14 protein-coding genes are annotated in these 17,167 nt (G+C 69.3%); 4 read left to right on the forward strand and 10 right to left on the reverse strand.

Annotated elements, in window-relative coordinates:
- Positions 1–33: 33 nt before the first annotated feature.
- From AB0M93_RS33155 to AB0M93_RS33190, 8 genes are all read right to left on the reverse strand, one after another.
- Positions 34–1,311 (reverse strand): thymidine phosphorylase, encoded by a 1,278-nt coding sequence (locus AB0M93_RS33155; RefSeq protein ID WP_364280843.1) that lies wholly within the window; start codon positions 1,309–1,311, stop codon positions 34–36.
- A complete protein-coding gene (locus AB0M93_RS33160; protein WP_091304561.1) occupies positions 1,308–1,700 on the reverse strand; it encodes a cytidine deaminase in 393 nt (130 codons plus the stop codon). The genes AB0M93_RS33155 and AB0M93_RS33160 overlap by 4 nt, the downstream gene beginning before the upstream one ends.
- The gene (locus AB0M93_RS33165) at positions 1,700–2,965 is read right to left on the reverse strand and encodes an ABC transporter permease (protein WP_364280846.1); all 1,266 of its coding nucleotides are present in this window, start codon (positions 2,963–2,965) and stop codon (positions 1,700–1,702) included. The genes AB0M93_RS33160 and AB0M93_RS33165 overlap by 1 nt, the downstream gene beginning before the upstream one ends.
- Positions 2,962–4,053: an ABC transporter permease gene (locus AB0M93_RS33170; RefSeq protein WP_364280849.1), complete on the reverse strand. Its 1,092-nt coding sequence runs from the start codon at positions 4,051–4,053 to the stop codon at positions 2,962–2,964. Before AB0M93_RS33170 ends, AB0M93_RS33165 begins: the two co-directional genes overlap by 4 nt.
- On the reverse strand, positions 4,050–5,621 hold the full coding sequence (locus AB0M93_RS33175) for an ABC transporter ATP-binding protein (protein WP_364280851.1): 1,572 nt from the start codon (positions 5,619–5,621) through the stop codon (positions 4,050–4,052). The genes AB0M93_RS33170 and AB0M93_RS33175 overlap by 4 nt, the downstream gene beginning before the upstream one ends.
- A gap of 167 nt (positions 5,622–5,788) precedes the next feature.
- Positions 5,789–6,931 carry a BMP family ABC transporter substrate-binding protein gene (locus tag AB0M93_RS33180; RefSeq protein ID WP_364280854.1) on the reverse strand — a complete coding sequence of 381 codons (1,143 nt, stop codon included), beginning with the start codon at positions 6,929–6,931 and terminating at the stop codon, positions 5,789–5,791.
- 287 nt (positions 6,932–7,218) lie between these two features.
- Positions 7,219–9,075 carry a glycoside hydrolase family 97 catalytic domain-containing protein gene (locus AB0M93_RS33185; RefSeq protein WP_364280857.1) on the reverse strand — a complete coding sequence of 619 codons (1,857 nt, stop codon included), beginning with the start codon at positions 9,073–9,075 and terminating at the stop codon, positions 7,219–7,221.
- 11 nt (positions 9,076–9,086) lie between these two features.
- On the reverse strand, positions 9,087–11,078 hold the full coding sequence (locus tag AB0M93_RS33190) for an NPCBM/NEW2 domain-containing protein (RefSeq protein ID WP_364280860.1): 1,992 nt from the start codon (positions 11,076–11,078) through the stop codon (positions 9,087–9,089).
- A gap of 395 nt (positions 11,079–11,473) precedes the next feature.
- Here AB0M93_RS33190 and sdhC point away from each other — a divergent pair, with 395 nt between their 5' ends.
- Genes sdhC through AB0M93_RS33210 form a run of 4 tightly spaced genes read left to right on the forward strand, consistent with a single transcriptional unit; the run spans position 11,474 to position 14,876 of the window.
- Positions 11,474–11,917: a succinate dehydrogenase, cytochrome b556 subunit gene (gene sdhC / locus AB0M93_RS33195; protein ID WP_103353015.1), complete on the forward strand. Its 444-nt coding sequence runs from the start codon at positions 11,474–11,476 to the stop codon at positions 11,915–11,917.
- Between the two features lies 1 nt (position 11,918).
- A complete protein-coding gene (locus tag AB0M93_RS33200; RefSeq protein ID WP_013222764.1) occupies positions 11,919–12,332 on the forward strand; it encodes a succinate dehydrogenase hydrophobic membrane anchor subunit in 414 nt (137 codons plus the stop codon).
- A 19-nt stretch (positions 12,333–12,351) separates the two neighbouring features.
- Complete coding sequence (sdhA, locus tag AB0M93_RS33205) at positions 12,352–14,106, forward strand: succinate dehydrogenase flavoprotein subunit (RefSeq protein ID WP_364280863.1); 1,755 nt, start codon at positions 12,352–12,354, stop codon at positions 14,104–14,106.
- Positions 14,106–14,876, forward strand: coding sequence for a succinate dehydrogenase iron-sulfur subunit (locus tag AB0M93_RS33210; RefSeq protein WP_364280866.1), 771 nt, complete (start codon positions 14,106–14,108; stop codon positions 14,874–14,876). The genes sdhA and AB0M93_RS33210 overlap by 1 nt, the downstream gene beginning before the upstream one ends.
- Positions 14,877–15,424: 548 nt before the next feature.
- Here the strand turns inward: AB0M93_RS33210 and AB0M93_RS33215 are convergent.
- Both AB0M93_RS33215 and AB0M93_RS33220 read right to left on the reverse strand, forming a co-directional pair.
- On the reverse strand, positions 15,425–16,822 hold the full coding sequence (locus AB0M93_RS33215) for a S8 family serine peptidase (RefSeq protein ID WP_364280868.1): 1,398 nt from the start codon (positions 16,820–16,822) through the stop codon (positions 15,425–15,427).
- A gap of 63 nt (positions 16,823–16,885) precedes the next feature.
- A complete protein-coding gene (locus AB0M93_RS33220) occupies positions 16,886–17,128 on the reverse strand; it encodes a hypothetical protein (protein WP_364280871.1) in 243 nt (80 codons plus the stop codon).
- Between the last annotated feature and the right edge of the window lie 39 nt (positions 17,129–17,167).

The following is a 17,167-nucleotide window of genomic DNA, read 5'->3' on the forward strand; positions in this document are numbered from 1 at the left end:
GTGATCATCTTCGCGATGATCATCACAGGCGAGCTAGCCGCGGATCGTCTCCACGACGATCGGGCCCGGCTCAGGTGCCGAGTCAGCGATCGTGAAGCCGCCTTCGAGCGCCGCCAGGGCTGCGGGGACCGCGTCGGGCGTGTCCGTGTGCAGCTCCAGGAGCGGGTCACCGGCCGAGACCCGGTCGCCCGGCTTCGCCAGGCACAGGATGCCCGCCGCCGGCTGGACCGGGTCCTCCTTGCGGGCTCGGCCCGCGCCCAGCCGCCACGCCGCGACACCCACCGCGTACGCGTCCAGCGAAGCCAGCACGCCGGAAGAAGGCGCCTCGACGACGTGAACGTGCGAAGGCGTGGGCAAAGCAGCCGAAGGGTCGCCGCCCTGGGCTGAGATCATCCGGCACCAGACCTCGTACGCCTCGCCCGAAGCCAGCACCGCCGCCGGGTCCACGTCGAGACCGGCGAGAGCCAGCATCTCCCGCGCCAACGCGAGAGTCAGCGCCACCACGTCCGACGGCCCGCCGCCCTTCAGCACGTCGACCGACTCCGCGACCTCGACCGCGTTGCCGACCGCCCGGCCCAGCGGCACGTTCATGTCGGTCAGCAACGCCGTCGTCGGGACGCCGTGGTCGGCACCGATCGACGTCAACGCACCAGCCAGCGAACGCGCCTGCTCCAGCGACTTCATGAACGCGCCCGACCCGAACTTCACGTCCAGGACCAGCCCGGACGCCCCCTCGGCGATCTTCTTGCTCATGATCGAGCTGGCGATCAGCGGGATCGATTCCACGGTCGAGGTGACGTCCCGCAGCGCGTACAGCTTCTTGTCCGCCGGTGCCAGCCCGGACGTCGCCGCGCAGACCACCGCGCCGACGTCCTCCAGCTGCGCCTGAATCTCCGAAGTGGACAGTGCGGCCCGCCAGCCGGGGATCGACTCCAGCTTGTCGAGGGTCCCGCCCGTGTGGCCGAGCCCGCGCCCGGACAGCTGCGGCACGGCCGCGCCGCACGCCGCCACCAGCGGCGCCAGCGGCAGCGTGATCTTGTCGCCGACCCCGCCCGTCGAGTGCTTGTCCACCGTCGGCCGGGAGACCGAAAGCGACAGCCGCTCCCCCGACGCGATCATCGCGTGCGTCCACCGGGAGATCTCCGCCGGCGACATCCCGCGCAGGAAGATCGCCATCGCCAGCGCCGACATCTGCTCCTCGGCGACGTCACCGCGGGTGTACGCGTCGATGACCCAGTCGATCTGCTCGTCGGAAAGCACACCGCCGTCCCGCTTCGTGCGGATGACGTCGACCGCCGCGAACGCGCTCACGGGAGGTCGTCCGGGCCGAAGGCGTCCGGGAGGACGTCCGACATCGGCAGGATCCCGCTCGGCGTGTCCACCAGGCACGAAGATCCGCCCAGCTCGAACAGGATCTGCCGGCAGCGCCCGCACGGCATCAGCAGGTCACCGGCACCGGACCGGCAGGCCACGGCGACCAGGCGACCGCCGCCGGACAGCCGCAGCTGCCCGGCCATCGTGCACTCCGCGCACAACCCGAGCCCGTAGGACGCGTTCTCGACGTTGCACCCGGTCACGACCCGGCCGTCGTCGACGATCCCGGCCACCCCGACGTGCAGGCCCGAGTAAGGCGCGTACGCATGGGAAGCCGCTTCGATCGCCTGAGAACGCAGCGCGTCCCAGTCCACAGTGGACGTCATCAGTCCTCACCCCGCCGGTACGGCTGCCCGTCGGCCTTCGGCGGCCGCAGCCGCTGCGAAGCCACGGCCAGCACGATCAGCGTCACGAAGTGCGCGGTGTACGGGATCAGGTCCGACGGCAGCGTGTCGTTGGCCCAGTAGATCGCGTACAGAATGCCGGCGCCGACGACGCCGAGCCCCGCCGCGATCCACTGGCGACGGAACAGCTGCACGATGACGATCACGGCGACCAGGATCACCGCGCCGTACAGCAGCGCGAGCACCGCTTCGCCGCCGCCGGCGAGCTGCAGGCCGTCCGCGTAGCCGAACAGCGCCGCGCCGCCGAGCAGGCCGCCCGGGCGCCAGTTGCCGAAGATCATCGCCGCGAGGCCGATGTACCCGCGGCCGTTCGTCTGGTTCTCCAGGTAGTCCGCGCCGCCGCGCAGCAGCACCAGCGAAGCGCCACCCATGCCGGCGAACGCGCCGGAGATGATCACGGCGACGTACTTGTGCAGGTAGACGTTGACGCCGAGCGACTCCGCGGCCACCGGGTTCTCGCCGCAGGAGCGCAGCCGCAGGCCGAAGCGCGTCTTCCACAGCACCCAGAAGCTCACCGGCACCAGGATGATCGCGATCATCGTCAGCGGCGCCACCTCGGTGACCAGCCCGCGCAGGATGCCGGCGACGTCGGAGATCCCGACGCGCTGCTGCTTCTCCAGGTCGCCCAGCCAGTCCGAAAGGAACGTCGCCGAGTAGGTGTCGAACTTCGGCACCGGCGGCGACTGCCGCGGGTTGCCGGAGATCGGCGCGAAGATCAGGTTCGCCAGGTACTTCGTGACACCCAGGCCGAGCAGGTTGATCGCGACACCGGAGACGATGTGGTTGACGTTGAACGTCACCGTCGCCACCGCGTGCAGCAGCCCGCCCAGCGCGCCGAACAGCAGCGCGGCCAGCAGGCCGGACCACACGCCGCCGTAGTACGAACCCCAGGCGGCGCCCCAGGTCCCGAGGATCATCATGCCCTCGAGCCCGATGTTCACCACGCCCGCGCGCTCGGCCCAGAGGCCGCCCAGCGCGCACAGCAGGATCGGCAGGGCCAGGCGCAACGCCGTCGACGCCGTGTTCGACGACGTCAGCGCGGCGACGCCGGTGGAGTAGGACGCCGTCGAGATGACGGCGATGGCGATCACGGCCCAGATGACCCCGCGGAGCCAGCCGGGGATCCGGCCGCGGCGGCGCCGCACCGGCGTGGCCGGGGCGGACTCGAGAGCGACGTCGGTGCTCACACCGCACCCCCTTCGGCGACCGAGGAACCCTTGCCGCCGGCGAGGGCGCGCCCGACTCTGCGTTGTTCGGCCGCGAGGTCGGCCCGGCGCACGACTTCGTACGCCACGACGACCGACAGCACGATGATGCCCTGCATGATCGTCGCGATCTCCTTGGACACGTTGATCTGCTCCAGCGACACCGCGGAGGTGTCGAGGAACGCCCACAGCAGCGCGCCGAGCGCGATGCCGCCGGGGTGGTTGCGGCCGAGCAGCGCGACGGCGATGCCGGTGAAGCCGTACATCTGGGTCGCGGTGATGCCGTAGCTGTAGTCGCGGCCGAGCAGTTCCGGCATGGCGACCAGGCCGGCGACGCCACCGGAGAGCAGCATCGCGATCAGCGTCATCTTCTTGGCGCTGACGCCACCCGCGGCCGCGGCGGTGGTGGACTCGCCGGACGCCTTGAGCTCGAAGCCGAACCGGGTGCGGTTGAGCATGAACCAGTAGGCCCCGCCGATGAGCGCGGCGATGACGACGAACCCGAACAGCGTGCCCGAGCCGAGCGGGATGCCCGGGATCCGGCCGGACGGCTCGATCACCCTGGTGCCGATGTTGTTGCCGCGCTGCACGCCGAACTGGTCGGCGTTGATGAGGAACGCGATGATGCCGGCGACGATCGCGTTGAGCATGATCGTCGAGATGACCTCGCTGACCCCGCGCGTCACCTTGAGGATCGCCGGGACCGCCGCGTAGGCCATGCCCGCCACGACCGCGACCACCAGGATCGCGATGACGTGGATGACCGGCGGCAGCTTCATGGCGCCGCCGGCGATGGCGGCGACGACGGCGGCGAACCGGTACTGGCCTTCGACACCGATGTTGAACAGGTTCATCTGGAAGCCGATGGCCACCGCGAGCCCGGACAGGTAGTACACGGTCGCCAGGTTCACCGTGTCGACCGCGGTCGAGCCCTTGAACATCTGGCCGATCATCGTGCCGTACGCCTGCAGCGGGTCGGCCCCGGAAATGATGAGCGCGATCGCCGACAGCAGCACGGCGAAGACGATCGCCAGCAGCGGCGGCAGCAGTTTCGTGCGCCAGGAGGTCATTCTTCGTCACCCTCTCCCGCGCCGGTCATCGCGGAGCCCAGTTCCTGCGGCGTCACGGTGGCGGGGTCGGCCTCGCTCACGAGGCGCCCGCGCAGCATGACCCGGATCGTGTCGGACAGGCCGATCAGCTCGTCGAGGTCGGCGGAGATCAGCAGCACCGCGAGCCCGGCGGCGCGGGCCTGGCGGATCTGCTCCCAGATCAGCGCCTGCGCGCCGACGTCCACACCGCGTGTCGGGTGCGAGGCCACCAGCAGCACCGGGTTGCCGGACAGCTCGCGCCCGACGATCAGCTTCTGCTGGTTGCCGCCCGAGAGCGCCGCGGCCGGGACGTCGATGCCCGGCGTCCGGACGTCGTAGTCGCGGACGATCCGCTCGGTGTCGGCGCGGGCGCCGGCGATGTCGAGCAGCTGGCCCTTCGAGACCGGTTCGCGGGTCTGGTAGCCGAGGATCCGGTTGACCCACAACGGTTGCGTGAGCAGCAGGCTGTGCCGGGTGCGGTCTTCGGCGATGTAGCCGATGCCGGCTTCGCGCCGCGCCAGCGTGCCCGCCTTGGTGAGGTCCCGGGCTTTGCCCTCGGCGTCCACGAGTTCGATCGTGCCGCCGGACGGCTTGCGCATGCCCATGATCGTCTCGACGAGCTCGGTCTGGCCGTTGCCCTCGACGCCGGCGATGCCGAGCACCTCGCCCGCGCGCACGGTGAACGTGACGTCGTCGAGCGCGTTGCGGTCCGAACCCTCGGCGCCCAGCGTCAGCCCGGACAGGCGCAGCACGTCCCGGTCGGTGACGGTGGACTCGCGGGTCTCCGGGCTGGGCAGCTCGGACCCGACCATCATCTCCGCGAGCTGGCGGGAGGTGATGGTCTTCGGGTCGGCGGTGCCGACGGTGGTGCCGCGCCGGATCACCGTGACGGTGTCGGCGATCGCGCGGACCTCGTCGAGCTTGTGCGAGATGAAGAGGAACGTGTAGCCGCCGGCCTTCATCTCCCGCACGGTCGCGAAGAGCGCGTCGACCTCCTGCGGGACCAGCACCGCGGTGGGCTCGTCCAGGATGATGATCTTCGCCCCGCGGTAGAGCACCTTGACGATCTCGACGCGCTGACGGTCGGCGACGCCGAGCTCCTCCAGCAGCGTCTCCGGCTTGGCGTGCAGGCCGGTCCGCTCGGCGAGCTCGGCCAGCCGCGCGCGGGCGGCCCGGCCGATGCCGTGCAGGCCCTCGGCGCCGAGGAAGACGTTCTCGCCGACGGTGAGGTTGTCGGCGAGCATGAAGTGCTGGTGCACCATGCCGATGCCGGCGCGGATGGCGTCCTGCGGGTTGCGCAGTTTCACCTCTTCGCCGTTGATCGCGATGGTGCCCTCGTCCGGCGGCTGCATGCCGTACAGGATCTTCATCAGGGTGGACTTGCCGGCGCCGTTCTCGCCACAGATGGCGTGCACCTCGCCGGCGGCGACGGTGAGGTTGACGTCGGAGTTGGCCACCACGCCGGGAAAGCGCTTGGTGATCCCGGTCAGCTGGACGGCGGGGACGCCCCGGTCGGGGACGGCCTCGGCCGGGGCCTCGGCTGTGCTCATGGGCGGGAGAATTCCATATCTCTGGAACGCGTGAGGGGCCCGGAGGGAAAATCCCTCCGAGCCCCGGCACACGTTGAGCTAGGTGAGGCTTATTCCACCGTCGCCCGGCGCAAGCCAGCTTAGGCAGTTACCTGCAGCTAGTCGCGCCGGGCTAGCCAGAATAAGCCTCACTTCTGCGGCTTGTCCGAAACGGTGATCGCGCCCGAGATGATCTGGGCCTTGTAGCCGTCGAGGACGTCCTTGATGTCGTCGACCTTGCCGCCGGAGGTGGCGTAGCCGACGCCGTCGACCTTGAGGTCGAACCGCTTCGGCAGGGTCGTCAGGTCACCCTTGGCGACGGCCTGGATGTAGTCGAACACCGCGACGTCGACGCGCTTGAGCATGGACGTGATGATGACGTCCTTGTCGGCCGCGACGGTCTTCTGGTTGTACTGGTCGGAGTCGACGCCGATGGCCAGCGCGTTCCCGGCCTTCGCGGCGTCGAACACGCCCTTACCCGAGGCGCCCGCGGCGTGGTAGATGACGTCCGCGCCCTTGGCGATCTCGGCCGCGGCCTTCGCGTTGCCCTTCGGCGGGTCCTGGAACCCGGAGAAGTCACCGGCCGGGGTCAGGTACTCGTCCTCGATCTTGATCTTGGACGAAACCGTCTTCGCGCCCTGCAGGAAGCCGGCCTCGAACTTCTGGATCAGCGGGGTGTTGACACCGCCGACGAAGCCGACGTGGCAGCTCTTGCTCTTGTACGCGGCGGCGACGCCGGCCAGGAACGAGCCCTGCTCCTCGGCGAAGACCAGCGGCGTCACGTTCGGCAGCGTGATCGAGTCGTCGTCGACGATCGCGAACTTGGTGTTCGGGTACTTGGCGGCGACGGCCTTGACCGCGTCGGCGTAGGCGAAGCCGACCGCGACGATCGGGTTCAGGCCCTGCGAAGCCATCTGGTCGAGGCGCTGCTGCTTGGCCGACTCGGCCTCGCTCGCGGACGCGGTGCTCTCGTTCACCGTCGTCACGCCGAGGTCGGACTTGGCCTTGTCGGTGCCCGCGGCGGCGGCGTCGTTGAACGACGCGTCACCCCGGCCGCCGACGTCGAAGGCCAGGCCGATCTTCAGCTTGCTGCCGTCGACCTTGCCACCGGCCGCGGCCGTGCTGCTCGACGCGGCAGGCGCCGCGGGCGGCTTCTGCGCGGTGACGCAGTCGGAACCGCCCGACGAGGCCGCGGTGTTGTTCGAGCTGTTACCACCGCCGGAATCCTTGGCGCACCCGGCCAGGGTCAGCACCCCGGCCATGGCCACGGCGGCCAGCGCGGTTCCACGCATGCGACGCAACGTGTTTCTCCCTCCCCGCTGATCCAGCGGATGGTCAAGGGCACGGCCCGGCCCTACTGCCGGGTCGACCGCCAGACCGTACCCGGCGGACAGGAATGCGCCATAGGAAAGGCACGCTACGTAACACAAACGTTTACTCACGAGTCGCACGCGCGACGAATCGGACACCGAACGTGATCATCCGAACGGCGCAGCCGCGGGGCGAAAACCGGCCCTCGGCGGCCGCCACCAGGGCGTTCCGTGCCCCGATGGCGGCCCGCAGAGGCCATTCGGGCTACTCAGGGGCAGGTCGACGCCCCGGCGGGGGCAACGCAGAGGCGCGCCGCGAATCCGCCGTTCGCGGCCACCGGAACGGTGAGGACACCGCCGGATGTCACGCGCTGTGTCGTGACCTGAAGCTGCCCGTCGGCGCCGTCGCCGTGGATTTCGGCGAGCCAATCACCCGGTGGGAGGAAATCGAGCGGCGCGTCGAGCCGCGTCGCCGGCCCCGCCGCCAGCGCTCCGACGTACCACTGCGCGCCACTGCGGCGGGCGATCACCGCGAGCTTCCCGGGGTCGCCGGCCAGCAGCCGCGTGTCGTCCCACGCCGTCGGAATGCCCTTGAGCAGCCGCTCGGCGACGGGGTGGGCGTCGTAACTCGCCACGCTGTCCGCGAAGTGCTGGACGCCGGATTCGAACAGCACCGACAGCGCGAGCTCGCCGCCGTCGCTGGTCGGCCGGACGCCGGTGAAGGTCACCGGCGTGAAGTCCATCGAGCCGGACAGGTTCCGCGTGAACGGCAGCGTCAGGTAGTGCTCGATCGGGAACGGCACGCGCCCCGGCTTCGGCTTCGTGCCCTCGGCGCCCTTCACCGCCTCGACGCTCATCACGTTCGGCCAGGTCCGCTGGATGCCCCGCGGGATCGGCGCGCCGTGGAAGTTCACCATCAGGTGGTACTTCGCGGCCGCCGCGAGCACCGCGTCGTACCAGCGGGTGCGGTCCTGCCGTTCGGACTCGACGAAGTCGATCTTCAGCCCGGCCACGCCCCAGTCGGCGTACTGCTTGAAGTTCTTCTCCCGCTCGCTGTCGGTGTCGGTGATCTTCGCGTCGGCCCAGAGCCAGATGCCGATGCCGCGTTGCTTGGCGTAGGCGACCAGGTCGGGCACCCAGGCGGCGTTCCAGCCCGAGTCGACGAGGTTGTACGCCCAACCCTCCTTCGCCGCGAGGTCGACGTACTCCTCCTGCAGCGCGAGATCGCCGGTGCCCTCCGACCACCACGACCACGCCCCCGCGCCGGGCTTGATCCACGAGGTGTCGGTGATCATCGACGGGCTCGCGAGGTCGGTGGAGAGGTCGGACTGCGTCACGGTGGCGAGGTCGCCGGCGATCATCGCCCGCCACGGCGTGGCCAGGGGTCCCTTCGCGACTTCCGCCGGGTCGCCGAGGGTGAGCTGGAAGCGGTGCTGCGGGGTGAGCGTCAGCCGGGAGCCCGCGTAGCTGCCGTTCAGGTCGGATTCGAGGACCGACAGCCAGGTGTCACCGACGTGGAACAGCGCCGGGTAGCCGTACTCGACCGGGTCCTGCTGCGCGACCGGCTTGTGGACGTGGATGCTCTCGTAGTCGCTGCGGCCGTTGTCGAACGGCAGCAGGAAGGAGTCGGCGGTCTGCGGGACGGCGAACTCCGACGCCTCGCGCACCACCGTCACCCACTTCGGGGTGTCGAAGACGTACCGGTAGGCGACGCCGTCGCGGGAGACCCGGAACACGACGGCGAACGCGCCACCGGGCCCCTTGACCTCCAGCGTGGTTTCGGCGGCGTCGTAGGTGTGCCGCAAACGTTTGCCGGTGGTGGTCGTGTACTCGTCGTGGATCGGACGCTGGCTGAACCCGGTGACATTCAGCCCCTGGGTGAGGTCGCCGTTCGCCGTCTCGACGCCGAGCGCGGACGGCTCGAGCACCGTCGTCGCGCCGCGGGTGACCGACAGCGTGAGCCTGCCCCGGTCCAGCGCGATGTGCGCGGCCGGCGTGGGCGCCAGGGACGTCCCGGGCGCGGTGAGTGTCCAGGACGTCACCGGCGCGGGCTGCCCGGCGGCCGGCAACCCGACCAGCGCCACCCCGACGGCCAAGGCGGCCGCCGTTCCCATGCGCTTCTTCATGCGAAGTCCCTTCAGACGCAAGTCAGCCGGGCGGCGGCCCAGTCGCTGCGGTCGTAGGAGTTGCCGTCGCCGCCGTCGGTGACGACCAGCCGCAGGTACTGCGCCCCGTGCAGGTCCGCGGCGAGCGGCGTCGCCGGGTCCTGCCAGGTGCGGACCCCCGTCGAGGCGGCCTTCGCGCCGTCCGCGTAGACCTCGAACGTCGCCGAGCCCTGCTTGTTCGTCGCCTCGCGCTCGTCGTCGACACCGACGTCCGCGGTGAACGCCGTGCAGCGGCCGCCCAGGTAGAAGACGACCTCGCTGGGCGCGTGCGCCCCGAGGCCCTTCGGGTAGACGACGCCGTTGATGGTCAGCGGCTTGCCGTCGCCGGCCGGGATGCTGCCGTTGGACATGTCCCGCTCGACCGGGCCATAGCCGTTCTTCTCCGCCGCCCAGCGCAGGTCGCTGGCCCACGCGGGCGCCGTGGGCGGCGCGGCCGGCACGGTCACCTGCTGGTCACCGGACCAGGTGACCTGCCCGAACCCGAGCGCGCGGTAGGTGACGCCGCCGTGCAGCACCGCCGACGTGCCCTCGGTGCCGGCGGGCGGGGTCACCCGCCAGCGGCCGGTGGCGCTCTCGCCGGTCCCGAGCACGACCTTCCGCGGCCGGGCCACCTGCTCGACCCGCCAGCCCGCGGGCGCGGTCAGCGTGACGCGCGGGTCGAACACCGGGACGCGGGCCTCGTCGGTCGCGGACACCGTGACCTCGAACGGCTTCCCGGCGGGCGTGATCTCGCCCGGGACGCCCGGCACCGACGTGACGACCTCGACACCGGTGCTCACCAGCGGCGCGTTCCGCCACCACGAGCCGCCCGCGTGCACCCGGTAGACGACGGTCTCGTGCGGCGGGACGACCGCGGAGATCCGGCCCGCCGTCTGCAGGTCGCGGTGCGCCCAGAGGTCGCGGGCGGTGTACCCGGCGGCCTGCGGCAGCCCGGCCGCGGCCGCGGTGGTGCCGATCGTGGCGGACGACGTCGTCTCGTTGAACAACGCGACCGCCACGTCGCCGTCGGCCAGTGGCTTGGCGAAGACCCAGTGTCCGTCCTGGTTGGACAGCACGCGCGCCTGGACACCGCGGCGGTCCTGGTCGAGCGCGATGACCTCGGCGTTGCGCAGGACGTCGAAGTTCGCCGGCGACACCTTGCGCAGGTCGGCGCCGATGAGCAGCGGGGCGGCCATCATCGCCCACAGCGAGAAGTGCGAGCGGTACTCCGCGGTCGTCATCCCGCCGTTGCCGACCTCGAGCATGTCGGGATCGTTCCAGTGCCCCGGCCCGGCGTACGGCGCCAGCGGCGCGTTCGCCTTGAGGATCTGGACCATCTTGGCCCAGTTGTCCTTGATGTCGCCGGTGGTCCGCCAGAGGTGCCCGACGTCGCCACCCCACGTCCACGGCTTGTTCTCGCCCCACTCGCAGAGCGAGTACACGATCGGGCGACCCGTCTTCTTCAGCGCGTCGCGCATCTTCGTGTAGCGCTCAACGGCGGGACGGCCCTGGTTGTTGCAGTTGTCGTACTTGAGGTAGTCGACGCCCCAGTCCGCGAACGTCTGCGCGTCGACGTCCTCGTGGTCGAGCGCGCCGGGCTGGGTCTTGGCGCAGGTCAGCGTGCCGGCGCTGGTGTAGAGGCCGAACTTCAGGCCCTTCGCGTGCACGTAGTCGGCCAGTGCCTTGATGCCGCTCGGGAACCGGGCCTTGTTCGCCTGCATGTGCCCGCCGGCGTCGCGCTCCGGCTCGGCCCAGCAGTCGTCGACGTTGACGTACTCGTAGCCGGCCGCCTTGAGTCCTTTGTCGACGAAGATGTCGGCGGTGTCGCGGATGATCTGCTCGTCCACGGCGCAGCCCGTGGTGTTCCAGTTGTTGAAGCCCATCGGGGGCGTCAGCGCCAGTCCGTCGGGCAGTGCCTGCGCGGGCGTGACCGACACCACGGGCAGCAGGGCCGCGACGGCGATCACCAGGCCGAGTCGTCGCACCAGAACGTCACCCCATCGTGAGAGATCCGATGTTTGCCCGAGCGACGCTAGGGACGACGTGGCAGATGGTCAATAACCGTCGGAGTCCACCAGCCGTTCGGCGTAGCGCATCAGATATCAGATCTTTCAGAGGTCCGATGACCGGTCAGCGGGACGATCAAAGCCGTCGGGCCGCCGAGTGCGCTGCACCACACCGCCGGGTGGCGGTGCGGGAGTACCGGTGTCTGGTCCATCACAGAGGGGAACCCGGAGGTGAGCCGCGTTCCGGGTGCGGGTCTAGCATCCGATTCATCCAGGCTCGATGACGTTGACTTCGGCATAGCCGCCGCTCCGGCAGCGACTGCGGACCTCACCGGCCACCGGGCGCACAGTCAGACGTTGGAGGCCGTTCACCGATGTCCACCACGGCGAGCACTGCCACAGCGGCAGGGGCGAGCGATCGGGCGGGTGCCTCACGCCGGCAGGGGACCTTCTACCGGGGCGACCCCGGCATGTGGTCCTGGGTGCTGCACCGCATCACCGGCGTGCTCACATTCTTCTTCCTGTTCGTGCACGTGCTCGACACCGCGCTGGTGCGCGTGTCGCCGAACACCTACGACCAGGTCATCGAGACCTACAAGACGCCGATCGTGAACCTCCTGGAGGTCGGCCTGGTCGGCGCGGTGCTGTTCCACGCGCTGAACGGCATCCGCGTCATGCTGGTCGACTTCTGGTCGAAGGGCCCGAAGCTGCAGAAGGCGATGCTGTGGGTCATCGGCGTCGTCTGGGTCGTCGTGATGGTCCCCGGTGCCTTCTTCATGCTGAAGCGCACCGTCGAAACGCTCTTCGGGGGTAACTGACATGGCCGACCTCGCCCTCGCGAACCCGCGCGCGCCGAAGCGTCCCGCCGCCCGCCGGAGCAACTTCGAGCTCTACAGCTGGCTGTTCATGCGGATCTCCGGGCTCGTCCTGGTCATCCTGGTGCTCGGCCACCTGCTGATCATGAACATCCTCGACGGCGGTGTGCACCGGATCAACTGGGGCTTCGTCGCCGGCCGCTGGGCCTCGCCGTTCTGGCAGTTCTGGGACCTGCTGATGCTGTGGCTCGCCGAGATCCACGGCGGCAACGGGCTGCGCACGATCATCGACGACTACGCCCGCAAGGACAGCACGCGGTTCTGGCTGAAGATCCTGCTGTACGTCTCGATGGTGCTGATCCTGGCCGTCGGCACGATGGTGATCTTCACGTTCGACCCGAACATGCCCGCGAACTGAAGCCACGGAGACTTTTCCCATGCAGTTCCACAAGTACGACGTGGTGATCGTCGGCGCCGGTGGCGCCGGCATGCGCGCGGCCATCGAGTCCGGCCAGCGCGCCCGCACCGCGGTCCTCACCAAGCTCTACCCGACCCGGTCCCACACCGGCGCGGCCCAGGGCGGCATGTGCGCCGCGCTGGCGAACGTCGAAGAGGACAACTGGGAGTGGCACACCTTCGACACGGTCAAGGGCGGCGACTACCTCGTCGACCAGGACGCCGCGGAGATCATGGCCAAGGAGGCCATCGACGCGGTACTCGACCTGGAGAAGATGGGCCTGCCGTTCAACCGGACGCCGGAAGGCAAGATCGACCAGCGCCGGTTCGGCGGGCACACGCGTGACCACGGCAAGGCCGCGGTCCGCCGCGCCTGCTACGCCGCCGACCGCACCGGTCACATGATCCTGCAGACGCTGTACCAAAACTGCGTCAAGTACGGCACGGAGTTCTTCAACGAGTTCTACGTGCTCGACCTGATCCTGTCCGAGGACGAGAGCGGCAACCCGGTCGCCTCCGGCGTCGTCGCCTACGAGCTGGCCACCGGCGAGCTGCACGTCTTCCAGGCGAAGTCGATCGTGTTCGCCACCGGCGGCGCGGGCAAGATCTTCAAGACGACGTCGAACGCGCACACCCTCACCGGTGACGGCCTCGGCATCATCTTCCGCAAGGGCCTCCCGCTGGAGGACATGGAGTTCTTCCAGTTCCACCCGACCGGCCTCGCGGGCCTGGGGATTCTCATTTCCGAAGCCGTCCGCGGCGAGGGCGGGATCCTGCGCAACGCCTCCGGCGAGCGGTTCATGGAGCGCTACGCCCCGACCATCAAGGACCTCGCGCCGCGCGACATCGTGGCGCGCTCGATGGTGCAGGAAGTGCTGCAGGGCCGCGGGTGCGGCCCGAACAAGGACTACGTCGTCCTCGACGTCACGCACCTGCCGGTCGAGGTCCTCGAGACGAAGCTGCCGGACATCACCGAGTTCTCCCGGACCTACCTGGGTGTCGACCCGGTGAAGGAGCCGGTGCCGGTGTTCCCGACCTGCCACTACGTGATGGGCGGGATCCCGACCAACGTCCACGGCGAAGCGTTGCGGGACAACGAGAACGTCATCCCCGGCCTGTACGCGGCGGGCGAGGTGGCGTGCGTGTCCGTGCACGGTTCGAACCGCCTGGGCACGAATTCCCTGCTCGACATCAACGTGTTCGGCCGCCGCGCCGGCATCGCCGCCGCGGAGTACGCGCTGGCGCACGACCACGTCGAGCTGCCGGAGAACCCGACCCAGCTGGTCGAGGAGCAGCTCGCGGGCCTGCTGTCGGAGCACGGCGACGAGCGCGTCGCCGACATCCGCAAGGAAATGCAGCAGACGATGGACTCGCACGCATCGGTGTACCGGACCGAGGACACGCTGAAGCAGGCGCTGACCGACGTCCAGGCACTGAAGGAGCGGTACCAGCGGATCACCGTGTCGGACAAGGGCAAGCGGTACAACACCGACCTGCTCGAGGCCGTCGAGCTGGGCTTCCTGCTGGAGCTGGCCGAGGTCCTGGTGGTGGGCGCGCTGGCGCGCAAGGAGTCCCGCGGCGGCCACGCCCGCGAGGACTACCCGACCCGCGACGACACGAACTTCATGCGGCACACCATGGCCTACAAGCAGGGCTCGGGTCTGTCGTCCGACATCCGGCTGGACTACAAGCCGGTCACCTTCACCCGCTACGAGCCGATGGAGCGGAAGTACTGATGACTAGCGTTGCTGAAGCTCCTGCCTCTTCCGCTTCGGACGAGCACACGCCGATCACGGTCACGCTGAAGATCCTCCGCTTCAACCCGGAGGTGGACAGCGAGCCGCACTGGGAGTCCTACGACGTCCCGGCCCAGCGCACCGACCGGCTGCTGAACCTGCTGTTCTACGTCAAGGACTACATCGACGGGACGTTCTCGTTCCGCCGCTCGTGCGCGCACGGCGTGTGCGGCTCCGACGCGATGCAGATCAACGGCATCAACCGCCTGGCTTGCAAGGTCCTGATGAAGGACCTGCTGGCGAAGGACGGCAAGCAGACCACGATCACGATCGCCCCGATCAAGGGCCTGACGACGTTGAAGGACCTCTACGTCGACATGGACCCGTTCTTCGAGGCATACCGCGCGATCAAGCCGTACCTGATCACGTACGGCAACGAGCCCACGCGCGAGCGCATCCAGTCCCAGGCCGACCGGGATCGTTTCGACGACACGACGAAGTGCATCCTGTGCGCTTGCTGCACGTCATCGTGCCCGGTGTACTGGAACGACGGGTCTTACTTCGGCCCGGCGGCGATCGTCAACGCCCACCGGTTCATCTTCGACTCCCGGGATGAGGGAGCGGAGGAGCGGTTGGACATCCTCAACGACGGCGAGGGTGTTTGGCGCTGCCGGACGACGTTCAACTGCACGGACGCCTGCCCGCGTGGAATCCAGGTGACCAAGGCGATCCAGGAAGTGAAGCGCGCGCTGCTGTTCAAGCGCGTTTGAGTTGTTCGCGAAAAGCCCTCCGGCGAGTTATGCCGGAGGGCCTTTTCGTTGTGAGCAGCCCCCGATTTCCACGCTACCGGAGGACACCGACAAAAACCGGCGGCCGGCAGCGGGAGGCGACCAACGACGTCACCAGACCTCCCCCGCCCCTCATCCCAGCCGCTTTTCAGTCGACGGTCGGGTTTGTCAAGGCACGCTTTCCCGCCTTGACAAACCCGAGCGGCGACTGACACTCCCACCGGAGGGGCGGGGGAGGTCGGACCCGCTGCCTGGCCGCGGCAGAGAATTCTGCCGCGGCAAAAGACAAAAGCATGTCCTCGCCGGACGGGCAGGCTCTGGGATGACCCCCTCTTGCGTGCCCATCTCTCGTTTTCGACGTGGGCCGCTGGGTGGTCATCCCGTCGCCTGATTGAGGCCTATCACTTTGAGCCAGGCCCGCAAGCTTGCGCTGTCTTCTCGCGTTGGCCTCTATGTTGCGGGCCTGGCTCAAAGTGATTTGACGGCCTCAGGCGACGGGATGACCACCCTGCTCCTTTATTGGGGTGGGGTCAGCGGACCGCGTCCAGTGCGTTGACCAGGCCGTGGCCGTAGTACGAGTTGTTCTTCGCCGGGCCCGTGCACTCCGCTTCCGTTGCCGTGCACTTCACCACGTCCGCCTCGCCCTCCAGGATGCGGGACAACGCCCATGGCGGGATCCCGCGGAAGCGCGATGCCAGCAGGGCCGCGACCCCGGCCACGTGCGGGGATGCCATCGATGTCCCGCACTTCGAGCCGTACTGGCCGCCGAACACCGTTGATGACAGCGGGCACGCCGGGCCCGCTCCCTCTGGTGGTGTCTGGTCGAAGTCGCCGCCTGGGGCCGTTACGTCGATTTCGCCGTAGTTGCTGAACGATGACTTTGTGCCCGCGTAGCCCACCGATGACACGTTCAGCACTCCGTCGATCGACTTCGGGAGGATGCCGCACGATGCGTCCACCGGGTGGGGGCGGTTCGGGTCCGTTGTCTGCTTCGTCGTGTCGAAGCCCGAGTTGCCCGCCGCGGCCACGTTCAGCACTCCGTGGTGAGTTGAGAACTCGATTGCCCGGCGGACCGCTTCGTACGCCGCCGCGTCTCCTGCCTCGTGCGAGCAGAAGAACATGCCCGGGTCGATGTAGTAGCTGTTGTTCGTCACCGGGAAGCCGTGCTTCGCCGCCCAGACGAAGCCGCACACCGCTGACTCCGGGAAGATGTAGCCGGCGTCGTTGACCACCTTCACCGAGGCCAGGCGTACGCCCGGGGCGATGCCCGTGAAGCCCGCCGCCGGGTCCTTGCCCGCGATCGTGCCCGCCACGTGCGTGCCGTGGTCCGATGTCGTCGGGGCCCAGGATGCCGGGGTCGGGTCCGGTGCGCCCGTCACGCAGCCCGCCGACGAGCGGGCGTCGACCGCGTTGCGGAGTGCCGGGTGCGTTGCGTCGATGCCCGAGTCGAGCACGCCGACCGTCACCGACCGGCTGCCCTGGTAGATCTTGTTGGCCTCCGGTGCGTGGATCGCCTTCATGTCCCACTGCTGCGCCGACAGGTCACCCTCGGCCGCCGTCGAACGCGTGTCCTCCAGCGTCTTCACCGCGCCGAGGGAACGAGCCGCCGCGCCGGACGTTGCCGCCACGTCCTTGCCGCCCGAGTAGGCCCGGTAGACGCCGATCTTCTGCTGGAAGTCCGCGTTGCGCGAGCTGGCGATCGCGACGCCGATCTCGGCGTAGTACGCGACCTTCGTGCCGCACTTGGCCGCCAGTTCCCGGTCGACGGCCGAAGCCCCGGTGCCCGGCTGGTAGGTCACGACGTAGGTGTACGGCGTGCTCGTCGTGTCGCAGGCGACCGGTGCGGCCTCGGCCGCCGGTGCCGCGACGAACAGGCCGCCGCCCACGGCCAGCACGAGCGGGGCCGCCATTCGGCGTATACGGGACATTCCACCTCCAGGGTCAGTGGCGTCAACCTAAACCGGCCCCGGAGGCCGCGCCACCGACCAAAGTCAGGAGGCGCCGACCCGCGAAGAAGCACGCACGCCCCGCCAGCCCAGCACGCCGATGGCCGTGCCGAGCAGGAACGAGACGACGGTCAGCACGGCGTGCACGACGAAGTACGCCGTCGGGGAGCCGTCGGGGGTCCAGGACCGGTCGCTGTCCCACAGGTTCTTGGCGAAGGTGATCCAGATGATCCACGACCACACACCGAAGGCCAGCAGGAACAGCGAGGTGCCTCGCGAAATGCGCATGCCCCTGAGTATGCGACGCGGGCCCCGGCGCTAGATTGC

Origin of the sequence: Amycolatopsis sp. NPDC051102 (genome assembly GCF_040682815.1) — a bacterium.
Taxonomy (GTDB): domain Bacteria; phylum Actinomycetota; class Actinomycetes; order Mycobacteriales; family Pseudonocardiaceae; genus Amycolatopsis.